Origin of the sequence: Halomonas sp. PAMB 3264, from assembly GCF_031954245.1 — a bacterium.
Lineage (GTDB): Bacteria > Pseudomonadota > Gammaproteobacteria > Pseudomonadales > Halomonadaceae > Vreelandella.
Map to the genome: position 1 here is coordinate 590,881 of NZ_CP134866.1, position 13,565 is coordinate 604,445.

Genomic DNA, 13,565 nt, shown 5'->3' on the forward strand with positions numbered 1-13,565 from the left:
GATATTTTCATCACGACATTTTCACTCAAGCTTCTTTTCACAGGACGCTTACAGGCAGAGCCGATGAATCCCAACTATCTCGATTTTGAACAGCCCATAGCAGAGCTTCAGGCAAAAATTGAGGAGCTGCGCTTGGTAAGCTCCGACAACCAAGTCAATCTTTCCGACGAAATTACCCGGCTCGAAGAGAAAAGCCGCAAGCTGACCGAGTCGATCTTCAAGGATTTGACGCCCTGGCAGGTGTCGCAGATTTCGCGCCATCCGCAGCGCCCCTATCCGCTGGACTACTTTGCCTCCATCTTTACCGACTTCGACGAGCTCCACGGCGATCGCAACTTTGCCGACGACGCCGCGCTGGTCGGCGGCGTGGCGCGTCTCAATGATGCCCCGGTGATGGTGATCGGCCATCAAAAAGGCCGCGACGTAAAAGAGAAGGTGCGCCGCAACTTCGGTATGCCGCGCCCGGAAGGCTACCGCAAGGCGTGCCGACTGATGGAGATGGCCGAGCGCTTCAAGATGCCGGTGCTGACCTTCATCGACACCCCCGGCGCCTACCCGGGTATCGACGCCGAAGAGCGCGGCCAATCCGAGGCGATCGCCTATAACCTGGCGGTGATGTCGCGGCTGAAAACGCCGATCATCTCCACCGTGGTAGGCGAGGGCGGCTCCGGCGGGGCGCTGGCGATCGGCGTATGCGATGAGCTGCACATGCTGCAGTACTCCACCTATTCGGTGATCTCGCCGGAAGGTTGCGCCTCGATTCTCTGGAAAAGCGCCGAGAAGGCCTCCGAGGCCGCCCAGGCGATGGGCATTACCGCCGAGCGCTTGAAGGAGCTCGGTTTCGTCGACGAGCTGATCAAGGAGCCGCTGGGCGGTGCCCACCGCCACCCGGCCACTACCGCCGAGCGCATCAAGCAGGCGCTGAGTGATAGCCTCGAGCGCCTTGAGCGGCTGGATACCGATACGCTGCTTGCGCGCCGCTATGAGCGCCTCATGAGCTATGGCGCCCCGGCCGCCTGAGCCGCTTACCCCGCTTGAACGGCTGTTGACCGACGCCCTGGCGCACACCGCGCCGGGGCGCTCTGTTTGGGTGGCGCTCTCCGGCGGGCTCGACTCCACGCTGCTGCTCGCCCTGGCCGCCGACGTATGTCAGCGCGCCGGGCGAGAGCTTGCGGCGCTTCACGTCAACCACGGCCTGCAGGCCGCCGCCAGGGATTTCGAGGTTCACTGCCGCACGCTGTGTGAGTCGCTCGGCGTGGCGTTGGAGGTGGCCCATGTGGACGTCGCGCTCAACGGCGAGGGCCTGGAAGCCGCTGCCCGCGCCGCCCGCTACCGGGCGTTTGAGACCCACGTCCCACAGGGCGATACGCTGTGGCTCGCCCAGCACCAGAACGATCAGGCCGAAACCTTTCTGCTCGGCGCGCTCAGAGGCAGCGGCGTGCGGGGGCTGGCGGGCATGCCCGAAAGACGCCAGTGGCGGGGCCGTACGCTGGTGCGCCCCTGGCTCGAGCGGCCGCGTGCCGAGCTCGAAGCCGCCGCCTGGGCGCGCTCGCTTGACTGGTATGACGACCCGACCAACGACGATCTTGCGCTTTTGCGCAACCGGCTACGCCACCGCGTACTGCCGGCGCTTGGCGCGAGCGGCCCCAGGATGCTGGCGCGCAGCGCGCGGCTTGCCGGCGAGGCCGACGCACTGCTTTTTGACTACGCCGTGCAGGATCTTGAAGCGCTCTCCCGCGGGCCGGGCTGTCTCGAGGTCGAGGGGCTTCGCGCGCACTCTCCCGCCCGCCAGCGGCTATTGATCCGCACGCTGTGCCAAACGCTCGAGCTTCCCACGCCGCCGGCAGCGCGGCTGGAGAGCCTGCTCGAGCAGCTCGGCGCGGCCGACGATGCCCGGGTTCATCTGCGCTGGCCCGGGGCCGAGGCGCGGCGCTGGCGCGGCGGGCTCTATCTAATGGCGCCGCGCCAGGCGCTGCCGGCGTGGCAGGCGAGTTGGAACGGTGAAGAGGGGATCGCCACGCCGCTGGGGCCTCTTGGGCTCAAACTCTGCCCGGCGCGGCAGGTGACGCTGCGCTTTCGCCGGGGTGGCGAGGTGATCGATCTGGCCGGGCGCGGGCGGCGCGATCTCAAGCGCCTGCTGCAGGAGGCGGGGCTTCCGCCCTGGCGGCGCGAGGGCGTGATCGTGGTGATGGAGGGAGAGCGCTGTCTGGCCGCACTCGCCGGGCCTGACCGGGTCACGCCAGACCGGGTCACGCCTGACCGGGTGCTGTTCCAGGCCCGCGATGTCACGTTGATCGCGCTAAATGAGCTTTAGCGAGAATCCGGCGGCCTGAAGCGCGGCCTGCTCCTGCTCGAGATCAGTGCTTAACAGCGTCGGCTCGTCGCTTGCCGGCAGCGTCACGGTCAGTGTCTGCTCGCTTGCCGTGATAGTCGGCGTGGCCGGCGGCTCTTCCGGGCGCGAGTGGTTGAGTAGTACCGCCAGGCGCAAAAGGCGCGCAAGCTTGGTACAGGCGTCGCGCTGCGCCGCGGGCAGCGACTGCCACTCCTTGACCGGAAACTTGCGCCGGTGGGCGCGAACGAGCTGCGCCAGAAGCTGCTGCTCCGGGCGCGAAAAGCCGGCCAGATCCGAGTGTTCGAGCAAATACGCGCCGTGACGATGAAACTGGCTGTGAGAGATCGCAAGGCCGATCTCGTGCACCAGACACGCCCACTCCAGAAAATGGCCCTGCTCCGGGGTGAGCCGCCAGGCGCGGCTCACCTGTTCGAACAGCGCCCGCGCGGTATGGGCCACGTTATCGGCCTGGCGCACATCGACATCGTAGATCTGCTGCAGGTTGGCAAGCGTGCTGGCGCGAATGTCCTCGGCGGTGTTGCGCCCGGCCATGTCGAACAGCACGCCCTCGCGCAGCGCACCGTCGGCAAAGCGCATCTCTTTTAGATCGAAGGCTTCGAAAATCGCGCTCAGGATCGCGATGCCGGCGGGGAAAACCCGGGCGCGATCCTCTTTGAGACCATCGAGGACGACCTTATCGAGACTTTTGCACTTGATTAGCCGGTCGCGCAGCTTCCTGAGCCCCGCGCGGGTGATCATGCCCTCCTGCGGCGTATCGCCGTAGGCATGGAGCACGCTGGCGGCGGCCTTGATGGTGCCGCTCGAGCCCACCGGGTCATCCCAGCCGAGCTTTTGATAGGGGCGCTGAATGTTGGCGAGCTCGGAAAGTGCGGCGAGCTCGGCGCGGCGCATGCGCTTCTCGGACAACTCGCCGTCGGGAAAGTAGCGGCTCGTGTAGGTCACACAGCCCATGCGCAGGCTTTCGAGGGCTTTGGGCTCAAACGCCTCGCCGATGATCAGCTCGGTGGAGCCGCCCCCGATATCGACGATCAGCCGGCGACCGTTTTCTGCCAGCGCGTGGGCCGCGCCCAAATAGATCAGGCGCGCCTCTTCGCGCCCGGCGATGATTTCGATGGCGTGGCCAAGCTGTGCTTCGGCCTGATCGATGAAATCCTGGCTGTTATGGGCGTCGCGCAGCGCGTTGGTACCGACGATGCGCAGATTGGCGGCGTCGATGTCGCTAAGAAAGGGGGCGAAGCGGGCCAAACACTCGAGCGCGCGCTGCATGGCCGCCTCTTCGAGATAGCCGTTATCGTCGAGCCCCGCTGCCAGCTGAACCTTTTCGCCTAGCCGTGCGACCACCTGAAGGCGCTCGTTGACGTAGTTGGCCACCAGCAGGTGGAAGCTGTTCGAACCAAGGTCGATGGCGGCGAGCCGGGTCGGCTGCGAGCCCTCCGCGGCGGGGGAGGCATCGGGCTCGGCGAGCGGGGTGTCCTGTAACATGGGCGTTCCTTCCAATGGGCTAAGGCAAGGTTGCGTCGCCGGCCAGCCGTTGTCAATTGCTCGGGGCTTGCGTTTAGGCCGGCGCTTGACTACCATCGAGCTACTGGCCTGCTCCCGGCTGGCCTGTCGGTCTCGATGCGTTGATCCAAACGCACGGCGAATCGGCAGGAGTGACTCGACCAGCGTCGCCTCACGTCCACTCGGAAACTTCCAACTGGCCTGATTTCCAAGTCGTCAGAACCCGTTGATACCGCCCACTCCTTGAGCGGATCACAAAGCAGCTTCCACGAACCTTCGAGTCAAGCAGCCCCTGCGCTATAGAAAGCCGGGTTCGCCGCCGTTTGACTTGTCTAGCGGGACCTGAACGCACCACTGGGCGGACTCACTACGCCTCCTGTCTTATTCCCGGCGCCCGGCGCCTGGCTTTCATGAGCAACGTTCTTACACACCGATGAATCTCACTGAACTCAAGCAAAAATCCGTTCCCGAGCTGCTCGATATCGCCCGCGAAATGGGGATCGACAACCTGGCTCGCTCGCGCAAGCAGGACATCATATTCGCTATCCTCAAAAAGCACGCCAAGAGCGGTGAGGATATCTACGGCGACGGTGTGCTGGAAATTCTCCAGGACGGCTTTGGCTTTCTAAGAAGCGCCGACAGCTCCTATCTCGCCGGGCCGGACGACATCTACGTGTCGCCGTCACAGATTCGTCGCTTCAACCTGCGTAAGGGCGACTCGATCTCCGGCAAGATTCGCCCGCCCAAAGAGGGCGAGCGCTACTTCGCGCTGTTGAAAGTCAGTCAGATCAATTTCGATCGCCCGGAAAACGCCAAGCACAAGATTCTCTTCGAGAACCTGACGCCGCTGTTTCCCAACGATCGGCTGCGCATGGAGATCGGCAACGGCTCGACCGAAGATCTGACCGCGCGCATCATCGATTTGACCGCGCCGATCGGCAAGGGGCAGCGGGGCCTTCTGGTGTCGCCGCCGAAAGCCGGTAAGACGCTGATGCTGCAAAACATCGCCACCTCGATCACGCGCAACAGCCCCGAGTGTCATCTGATCGTGCTGTTGATCGACGAGCGCCCGGAAGAAGTGACCGAAATGGCGCGCACCGTGCGCGGCGAAGTGGTTGCCTCCACCTTCGATGAGCCGCCAGCGCGCCACGTGCAGGTCGCCGAAATGGTGATCGAAAAGGCCAAGCGTCTGGTCGAGCACAAAAAGGACGTGGTGATTCTGCTCGATTCCATCACCCGCCTGGCGCGCGCCTACAACACCGTGGTGCCGAGCTCCGGCAAGGTGCTGACCGGCGGTGTCGACGCTCACGCCCTGGAGAAGCCCAAGCGCTTTTTTGGTGCCGCGCGTAACATCGAAGAGGGCGGCAGCCTCACCATCATCGCCACAGCTCTGGTCGATACCGGCTCCAAGATGGATGAAGTCATCTTCGAAGAGTTCAAGGGCACCGGCAACATGGAAGCGCACCTCGACCGCAAGCTGGCCGAAAAGCGCGTTTTCCCGGCGATCAACATTCGCCGCAGCGGCACGCGTCGCGAGGACCTTTTGGCCTCGGAAGACGAAATGCAGCGCATGTGGATTCTTCGCAAGCTTTTGAACCCGATGGAAGACACCGCCGCCACGGAGTTTTTGATCGATCGCTTGAAGGATACCAAGACCAACATCGAGTTTTTCGAAGCGATGAAGCGTCGCTAGGCGCACCTCGCTAGGCGCACCGGTCCGGTAAGGCGATAGCCTGTCAAGGCGATACTTCGGGGGAAGGTTTTGAAATATAACGACTTGCGCGATTTCATCAAGGCACTCGAAGCGCGCGGTGAGCTCAAGCGGGTAACGGTCGAGGTGGACCCGTACCTGGAGATCACCGAAATCTGCGATCGCACCCTGCGTGCCGGCGGCCCGGCGCTTTTGTTCGAGAACGTCAAGGGCCACGATATGCCGCTTCTGGGCAACCTGTTCGGCACTCCCACCCGGGTGGCGCTGGGCATGGGCCAGGAGTCCGTCGAGGCGCTGCGCGAAGTCGGCAAGCTGCTGGCGTTTTTGAAAGAGCCGGACCCGCCCAAGGGCCTGAAGGACGCCTGGGAGAAGCTGCCCATCTTCAAGCAGGTGCTGAGCATGGGGCCGAAAAGCGTCAAGCGCGCCCCGGTGCAGGAGGTCGTGTTCGAAGGCGACGAGGTCGATCTGAACCGGCTTCCGATCCAGCACTGCTGGCCCGGCGACGCCGCCCCTTTGGTCACCTGGCCGCTGGTCATCACCCGCGGGCCGCACAAGAAGCGTCAGAACCTGGGTATCTACCGCCAGCAGAAGATCGGCAAGAACCGGCTGATCATGCGCTGGCTGTCGCATCGCGGCGGCGCGCTCGATTTTCAGGAGTTCCAGAAGGAGCACCCCGGCGAGCCTTTCCCGGTGGCCGTGGCGCTCGGCGCCGACCCGGCGACCATTCTGGGCGCGGTGACGCCGATTCCGGATTCGCTCTCCGAGTATGCCTTCGCCGGATTGCTTCGCGGCTCGCGCACCGAGCTCGTGGCGTGTCATCACGCGGACCTCGAGGTACCGGCCTCTGCCGAGATCATCCTCGAAGGCTTCATCTACCCGGACGACATGGCGCCGGAAGGCCCCTATGGCGATCACACCGGCTACTACAACGAAGTGGATACCTTCCCGGTCTTCACCGTGACGCGCATGACCCAAAGACGCGATGCGATCTATCACTCGACCTACACCGGCCGGCCGCCGGACGAGCCGGCGATCCTGGGTGTGGCGCTCAACGAAGTGTTCGTGCCCATCCTGCACAAGCAGTTTCCCGAAATCGTCGACTTCTACCTGCCGCCGGAAGGGTGCTCCTACCGCATGGCGGTGGTGACCATGAAAAAGCAGTACCCCGGCCACGCCAAGCGCGTAATGATGGGGGTATGGAGCTTTCTGCGCCAGTTCATGTACACCAAGTTCGTGATCGTGCTCGACGACGACGTGGACGCGCGCAACTGGGAAGACGTGATGTGGGCGATCACCACGCGCATGGACCCGGCCCGCGATACGGTCATGGTCGAGAATACGCCGATCGACTACCTGGATTTCGCCTCGCCGGTCTCCGGGCTCGGCTCCAAGATGGGCCTCGACGCCACCAACAAGTGGCCCGGCGAGACCGACCGCGAGTGGGGCACGCCCATCGTCATGGATGACGCGGTGAAGACTCGGGTCGACGAGCGCTGGGAGTCGCTGGGGATCGGTATCGAGCGCCCGCCCTCGCGCCACGGCTAAGCGAGCGTTTCAGGGTTTTATGCAAGGTTTTAAAAGCGCCAGATTTAAAAGCGTTGAGTTTTCAAAAGAGGCTGTCATGAGCACGAGCACCCAGACCCCCACGCGGGAAGCGATCATCTGCCGGATCACCGACGTTCGAGCGCTCAACCCGGACGTACTCGGGGTGACGCTGGAGGGCGACCCGGACGCGATCAGTCACCTGCCGGGCCAGTACCTCGAGCTCAAGCTCGACGCGTCCACCTGGGTGCCGTTCTCCATTGCCAGCCATGGGCGCGGCGACGGCGTGATCGAGCTGCACATCCAGCACCGCCCGGAGCGGGAGAACTCCGCCCGACTGCGCGAACTGCTGACGCTCTCCGGCGAGCTCACCATCCGCCTGCCCGGCGGCGAGTGCGTGCTCGACGTGCAAAGCGAGCGCGCGCTGTTGTTGATCGCCGCCGGTACCGGATTCGCCCAGATGAAAGCGATCGTCGAGGCGGTGCTCGACGAGCAGCCGGGGCGCGCCGTGTTCATCTGGTGGGCGGCCCGCGAGCATCGAGACCTTTACGCCGAACACCTTGCCAGCGATTGGGCGGCGCGTTTCGACAACGTTCATTTTCACGCGGTCACCGAACTCGAGCTCGAAAAACCGCTGACTAACGCGCCGCGCATCGCCCACTTTCAGGGGCGTATCACCGAGGTGCTCGAGCGTGCGCTGCCGACCCTGGCCATCGAAAATGAACCGGTGGCGGTCAACGAGTGCGATATCTATCTTTCCGGCTCGCCGGGCATGGTCTACGCCTGCGTCGACGTGCTCGAGGCTCATGGCGCCCGGCCGGAGAGGCTCTACTCGGACGTGTTCGCCTACGCCCCGCGCCCGACGAGCTAAACGACATTCGATGCGTAAAGAGTATTGCCATTGACGGTTTTGGCAGGCAGGATAAAGCCATAACGCTGGTTCGCCCATTGAATAACACACCGGATAACACCATGACGCTATCGCCTCGCTCACTGATAACGCTTTCGCTGCCTCGCGCGGCGGGCGTTTTCGCGTGCGCGTTGGGCTATGGCTTTTATTGGTTTGGATCCGGTGTGCCCTGGGCTCGCGACTAGCCAACCCAGCAGGCACACCTTCCAGGGTGCCTGCCGACAGCAAAAGCCCCGGCGGGACACCCGCCGGGGCTTTTGCGTTTTTATACGGTTATAAAACCGGATTCACGTAACGTTTCAAGGAGAGACACCATGACCGCTTACCGCAACGCTTTTATCGCTCTCTATTCGGGTAATTACCAGGCCTGGCGATTTAGCGGCGCGCGGTCGGTGCAGGTAGCCACCTCCGACCGGGCCCGTTTGGGTGGCACCCTGAATGACCGATGTCCCTTGACCGTGAGATAACGCCATGAACGCCCCAGTAACGACGACCCGTACTGCCCAGCCCGCCACCACCACCGAGAAAGGCGCTACGCCCTTGCCGCTGCCCGGCGAGCTTTTGGAGCGCATCCACGTCGATGCCGCACTCGAAAGCCGCCTCGATCGCCAGCGCCAGGCGGTGCAGCGCATCCTGACCGGCGAGGATTCCCGCCTGCTGGTGGTGGTTGGGCCCTGCTCGATCCACGACCCGGATGCCGCGCTCGAGTACGCCGACCGCCTCGCCGCGCTCGGCGACGAGCTCAGCGAGCGCGTGCTGCCGGTAATGCGTGTTTACGTCGAGAAGCCGCGCACCACCGTGGGCTGGAAGGGCCTGGCCTACGACCCGGATTTGAACGGCGCCGGCGACATGGCGAAAGGGGTGACCCGCTCGCGGGAGCTGATGCACGCTGTGGCCTCCCGGGGCCTTCCGGTGGCCACCGAGCTTTTGCAGCCGATGCTCGCGCCGTACCTGGAAGATCTGTTGAGCTGGGTGGCGATCGGCGCGCGCACTACCGAGTGTCAGCTTCACCGCGAGCTTGCCAGTGACTTGCGCGCTGCGGTGGGCTTTAAAAATGCGACCAGCGGCGACGTACAGGTGGCGATCGACGCCATGCAGGCCGCTGCCCACCCGCACCAGCGCTTCGCCCAGAATGCGCAGGGCCGCCCGATCATGCGTCAAAGCGCCGGCAACCCACATACGCACGTGGTGCTGCGCGGCGGCCACGGTGAACCCAACTACCAGTCCCACCACGTGCGCCAGGCGATCCAGACCCTGCAGGCGGCGGGGCAGAACCCGCGCCTGATGGTCGACTGCAGCCACGCGAACGCGCGCAAGGATCACCGCCGCCAGAGCGAGGTGATGCTCGACGTTCTCGACCAGCGCCGCGCGGGCGAGGCGAACCTGGTCGCACTGATGCTCGAAAGCCACCTGTTCGAAGGCAAACAGGCGCTAAACCCCGGCGCGATGCGCTATGGCGTCTCGATTACCGACGCCTGCGTGGGCTGGGACACCACCGAGCACCTGTTGAAAACCGCCGCCGAGCGGCTAGCTTGACGCCTTGATGCTCCGGGACTCGCCTGATTCGCTTCGTGTTCGACGCGGATCAGCGCGGTGGCTACTTCTTCGTCCGTTTGAGACCGGCAGTACGCCATTGGTCTAGTTGTTGGGTAGTGGAAACGTATTACATTGAACAGGATGTACGATGTCATACGTTTTTCTCGAAGGATCAGGAATCGATACCCATCATGCACCAGACAACCAGAATGGCAGGGATATTTCTAATGGGCGCGACACTTCTCGGAACAGGCCTGACGGCTCAGGCGAACACCTACGTCTACGTTTCCAATGCCGATGACGGTGCGATTACAAGCTATATCCTGGACCGCGCGGCGGGTACGCTGGAACCACTGGAGACGACCACCGCCGGCGAAGGCGTCATGCCCATGGCGGTCAGCCCCGACCGGCACTACCTGTACGCCTCCGTGCGCAGCGAGCCTTTCCGAGTGCTGACGTATCGAATCGACAGGGAGACGGGAGCGCTGAGCCAGCAGGGTAGCGGCTCCCTGCCCGCCAGCATGCCCTATATCGAGTCGGACCAGAGCGGGGCCTATCTGTTTTCCGCGTCCTATTCCGACAACCTCGTTAGTGTCAGCCCCATCGATGAAAACGGCGTCGTAGGAGACGCTCAGCAAACCGTCGAAACCGGCCGCAATGCGCACGCGATCCACGCCTCGCCGGACAACCGCTACGCCTTTGCCTCCAACCTGGGGGATGACCGGCTCGCGCAATTTCGCTTTGACGCCGAGACCGGACGGCTGGAGTCGAACGACCCAGACGCCGCCGGTACGCCGGACGATACCGGCCCGCGTCATTTCGTCTTTTCTCCCAATGGCCGCTACGTCTACCTGCTCGGCGAATTTTCGGGGGCCGTCACGACCTACGCGTTCGATGCCAGCAACGGCACGCTGACCCAGGTATCGGACGAGCCGGGTATTGTCGAGTCGCTGAACCTCGACCAGGGCATGGCGCGTGAAGCGATACCCGAGGGCGATGATACGCCGCGTATATGGGCAGCCGATATTCAGGTCACACCGGACGGGCGCTACGTCTATACGTCTGAGCGAACCAGCAGCGTTATCAGTACGTTCGAAGCTAACCCCGATACCGGCGAACTCACCTACCTGAATTATCTCGAGGTAGAGAGTCAGCCGCGCGGCTTCCAGATCGATGAGACGGGGCGCTACATGGTCGTCACCGGTCAGCGTGACGACCGCGTCGGCCTGTACCGGATAGACCCTGAAAATGGCGAGCTCACCCGTATCGATGACGCGCCCGCCGGTAAGAATGCCAACTGGGTCGAGATCGTTTCCTTCGAGGGATAGGGCGGCCGTCACGATCGATGAACGGGTGTCGGTTGAATCACCCCAAAAAAGAAGATCACGCCATGACTTGTATGCCGTGGCCACTCTCTTATGATAGTGGCTATTTAACGGAGACAAGGCATGGCCTTTACCCTGCAAGCGCAAGACCCAAACCGCTACCGGCGCAAGGCGCGCATGATCAGCGTCATGATGGTCGGCCAACTGATTATTTTCAGTATGCTGTTTTCGCTGCTGTTGAGCTCGGTGATGGAAAGTAGCCTTTGGGCTCACGGTTTGGGAATCGCGCTGGGGCTTTTGGCTACCAGCGCGCTCTTTGCGGGTCTCAAGGAGCGGCCGTGGATGGGCGAAATCAGCTACGTCTGGCAGCTTAAAAATCATCTTTCGCGTATTCAGGGCTACCAGGCGTCGCTCGAGCGTGCGGTCGATGAGGACAATCGCGCCGCTCTCGATGTTTTAAGTTTCTACCACGAAGGCGTGGATCAGGTGGCCGCACTCAACGGCAAAGCGCCGGATCCTGCGCGCGTGGCACAAAAAGAGCGCGTACTGGAACGCCGCCAGGCGCTGGCGCTACCGGATCGCGTGACGGTCTTCGACCCCCACGATTTGAGCGCATTCACGCGCCGCTAGTCTCTTCAGGATGAACCCTTTTTTCATCCGCCCTTTTAAACGCCGATCCTGATAAAATTAGCCCTTCCTAAAAAGGCGTTACAGGGAACTTCAATGCTCGATTCAACACCGCTCAAGGCGCTTGGCGCCGCTTGCCTGGGGCTGTGGCTCGTCGGCTGTGCGACGTCGCCGGACAGCCAGCCGCCGCGCCCGGTGGCCAACAATTCCGCACCGCTGCTGCCGTCGTCGCTTTTCCCCGGCAGCGCCGAGCGCTTCCGGGCCTGGCACTGCCAGCCCGCCCATCAGGATTTGATCAGCGCGGACAACGACCAGGTGCTCCGGCTCTGGTCGCTGCACGGGGCCTGGCGGCTGCCTCAGGCGGTGGTAGCCAGCGGCGCGCGCTATCAAGATGGTGAAATCAGTTTTTGGGAGCGCGGCGACACCGCGCGGGTCGAAACGCCCCGCGGCCAGCTCGCCTGCAGCGCCGGTGGCGAGCGCCGGGCGATGACTCGGGCCGACAACCCCGGCGTGATGTTCAAGGCCGTTGGGACGGCGCCGGCCTGGGCGCTCACGCTTGCCCACGATACGCCAACCCTGACCGTTCAAGCCGGCGATAATCCGCCAGAGCGGCTGACCTACATGATCAGCACGCTGGATAACGACGCCGGCCGGGTGGTGCTGGAAAGCGCCGACGTGGCGCCGTTTTTCCGCGTGCGCATCGACGCCGGCGCCTGTTTTGACAAGACAAGCCGTGCACCGTACCCGGCCCGCGTGACCCTCACCTACCAGGGCGAGCAGTATAGCGGCTGCGGCCAGGGCATCGCGCCGGACTAATCCGTCAGGCCATCGGGCCGGCAGGCGTAGCGTTCCACGGGAACGCGCCAGCTTTGCTCGATGAAATCGCTGGCGCACAGCGCCCCCTGGTTGCCTGCAATGCGGGCAACGAGGTGTGACAGCGTCTGTGCATTGAGTCCACGCTGTGAGGGGCGCTGCTCGCTTTCAGCCACGGCCTGCCACTCGCCGTCCTCGCGCGTGGCCAGAGTGAAAGTGAACGGGTGAAAGCCTGGAAAGCCCAGCCGCAGGTCGGTGGCGACGAGCGTTTCGACGCCGTCGACCGACTCAATCTCATAACGCAGAAACGCGCCGCTGAACCAGGTCAAGCGCTGGCCAAGTGGGCCGGACAGCGCTACTGGCTCCAGCGGTTCGCGCTGGCGCTGGAACGCCTCGAGGCGCGGGGCGCTGTCGTCGTCGAACACGCTGACCAGTCCTTCAAAGTAGCGCTCTCCCTCGACGGCCGTGGCGCGCCACAGCAGAATGTTGAACGGCGTGGGTTGGACGATCAGCGGCGCAGCATCGAGCCCGCGCGCCTCGAGCGCTGGTGCCAGGCGTATCTCGACCGACCACTTCATGCCCGCCGCCATCAGCAGATAGGCACACGACAGCGCAAGGCCAAGCGCGCAGTAGTGCACCACGCGGCGCGAGACGCAGGCGGCGACGAGGCCGCCCAACAGCGCCAGGCTGTAAAGCGGGTCGATGATGAACACGACCGGCCAGGCGACGGGCGGCGTATCCAGAGGCCAGAGCAGCTGCGTGCCGTAGGTGGTGAGCGAGTCGAGCAGCGGGTGAGTGATCAAGATCAATGTGAAAAAACACCACCAGCGGGCAAGGGATGCTCGGCCCGCAAGCGCGTAACGGCTCAAAAGGGCGAGCAGTGTCCCCAGGCCCGTCAGCACGAACAGCGAGTGGCTGAACCCCCGGTGCTCGGTGACGTTGGCGATTGCATCGCCGTAGTCCAGCGCAACGTCCAAATCCGGCAGGGTGCCCAACAGCGCGCCGACCACCACCGCCTTGCGACCAAGGCGTCGGCCCATGACGGCGCCGCCCACTGCGGCGCCCAGCGCCGCCTGCGTAATCGAATCCACGGGGTTTCCTTTATGGCCTTCGAGAAAGGCTGGTTAAAAAAAGCTTAAGCTTAGCACCGCGCCGATGCGCCGCACGGTTTCTTCTTTTGAGAGGCGTTTGCATGATGCGCGCTCAAGGAAAAGCGCGGTGCCGCTTCATGAATTGCCCAATCGCCGC

At 63.7% G+C, this 13,565-nt stretch carries 11 protein-coding genes; 9 read left to right on the plus strand and 2 right to left on the minus strand.

The features are described 5' to 3' along the window. Nucleotides 1-63: 63 nt before the first annotated feature. Both RN347_RS02730 and tilS read left to right on the plus strand, forming a co-directional pair. Entirely contained in the window at nt 64-1,020 is a 957-nt protein-coding gene (locus tag RN347_RS02730; RefSeq protein WP_263585168.1) for an acetyl-CoA carboxylase carboxyltransferase subunit alpha, read from the plus strand. After that, nucleotides 1,001-2,314 (plus strand): tRNA lysidine(34) synthetase TilS, encoded by a 1,314-nt coding sequence (gene tilS / locus RN347_RS02735; protein ID WP_311960037.1) that lies wholly within the window; start codon nt 1,001-1,003, stop codon nt 2,312-2,314. The genes RN347_RS02730 and tilS overlap by 20 nt, the downstream gene beginning before the upstream one ends. Here tilS and ppx read toward each other — a convergent pair. Next, nucleotides 2,300-3,835, minus strand: coding sequence for an exopolyphosphatase (ppx, locus tag RN347_RS02740; protein ID WP_263585166.1), 1,536 nt, complete (start codon nt 3,833-3,835; stop codon nt 2,300-2,302). The genes tilS and ppx overlap by 15 nt on opposite strands. A gap of 451 nt (nt 3,836-4,286) precedes the next feature. On the opposite strand from ppx, the gene rho reads away from it, so the two are divergent. The 7 genes from rho to RN347_RS02775 all read left to right on the plus strand — a co-directional run bounded on the left by rho (nt 4,287) and on the right by RN347_RS02775 (nt 12,320). Beyond that, nucleotides 4,287-5,546, plus strand: coding sequence for a transcription termination factor Rho (gene rho / locus RN347_RS02745; RefSeq protein WP_252109522.1), 1,260 nt, complete (start codon nt 4,287-4,289; stop codon nt 5,544-5,546). 69 nt (nt 5,547-5,615) lie between these two features. Then, nucleotides 5,616-7,109: a 4-hydroxy-3-polyprenylbenzoate decarboxylase gene (gene ubiD, locus RN347_RS02750; protein WP_311960040.1), complete on the plus strand. Its 1,494-nt coding sequence runs from the start codon at nt 5,616-5,618 to the stop codon at nt 7,107-7,109. A 76-nt stretch (nt 7,110-7,185) separates the two neighbouring features. Next, nucleotides 7,186-7,977 carry an NAD(P)H-flavin reductase gene (locus RN347_RS02755; protein WP_263585164.1) on the plus strand — a complete coding sequence of 264 codons (792 nt, stop codon included), beginning with the start codon at nt 7,186-7,188 and terminating at the stop codon, nt 7,975-7,977. 510 nt (nt 7,978-8,487) lie between these two features. Then, nucleotides 8,488-9,552, plus strand: coding sequence for a 3-deoxy-7-phosphoheptulonate synthase (locus RN347_RS02760; RefSeq protein WP_311960042.1), 1,065 nt, complete (start codon nt 8,488-8,490; stop codon nt 9,550-9,552). A gap of 209 nt (nt 9,553-9,761) precedes the next feature. Then, a complete protein-coding gene (locus tag RN347_RS02765) occupies nt 9,762-10,880 on the plus strand; it encodes a beta-propeller fold lactonase family protein (RefSeq protein ID WP_311960044.1) in 1,119 nt (372 codons plus the stop codon). Nucleotides 10,881-11,000: 120 nt separating this feature from the next. Continuing rightward, on the plus strand, nt 11,001-11,507 hold the full coding sequence (locus tag RN347_RS02770) for a DUF3087 family protein (protein WP_311960047.1): 507 nt from the start codon (nt 11,001-11,003) through the stop codon (nt 11,505-11,507). Nucleotides 11,508-11,600: 93 nt separating this feature from the next. Beyond that, a complete protein-coding gene (locus RN347_RS02775; protein ID WP_311960050.1) occupies nt 11,601-12,320 on the plus strand; it encodes an MliC family protein in 720 nt (239 codons plus the stop codon). Here RN347_RS02775 and RN347_RS02780 read toward each other — a convergent pair. Continuing rightward, nucleotides 12,317-13,408 carry a metal-dependent hydrolase gene (locus RN347_RS02780; RefSeq protein WP_311960052.1) on the minus strand — a complete coding sequence of 364 codons (1,092 nt, stop codon included), beginning with the start codon at nt 13,406-13,408 and terminating at the stop codon, nt 12,317-12,319. The genes RN347_RS02775 and RN347_RS02780 overlap by 4 nt on opposite strands. Nucleotides 13,409-13,565: the final 157 nt, after the last annotated feature.

Coding starts and splice junctions, on each gene's coding strand:
- RN347_RS02730 (WP_263585168.1), top strand. CDS start 64: ATGAATCCCAACTATCTCGATTTTGAACAGCCCATAGCAGAGCTTCAG.
- tilS (WP_311960037.1), top strand. CDS start 1,001: ATGGCGCCCCGGCCGCCTGAGCCGCTTACCCCGCTTGAACGGCTGTTG.
- ppx (WP_263585166.1), bottom strand. CDS start 3,835: ATGTTACAGGACACCCCGCTCGCCGAGCCCGATGCCTCCCCCGCCGCG.
- rho (WP_252109522.1), top strand. CDS start 4,287: ATGAATCTCACTGAACTCAAGCAAAAATCCGTTCCCGAGCTGCTCGAT.
- RN347_RS02755 (WP_263585164.1), top strand. CDS start 7,186: ATGAGCACGAGCACCCAGACCCCCACGCGGGAAGCGATCATCTGCCGG.
- RN347_RS02760 (WP_311960042.1), top strand. CDS start 8,488: ATGAACGCCCCAGTAACGACGACCCGTACTGCCCAGCCCGCCACCACC.
- RN347_RS02765 (WP_311960044.1), top strand. CDS start 9,762: ATGGCAGGGATATTTCTAATGGGCGCGACACTTCTCGGAACAGGCCTG.
- RN347_RS02770 (WP_311960047.1), top strand. CDS start 11,001: ATGGCCTTTACCCTGCAAGCGCAAGACCCAAACCGCTACCGGCGCAAG.
- RN347_RS02775 (WP_311960050.1), top strand. CDS start 11,601: ATGCTCGATTCAACACCGCTCAAGGCGCTTGGCGCCGCTTGCCTGGGG.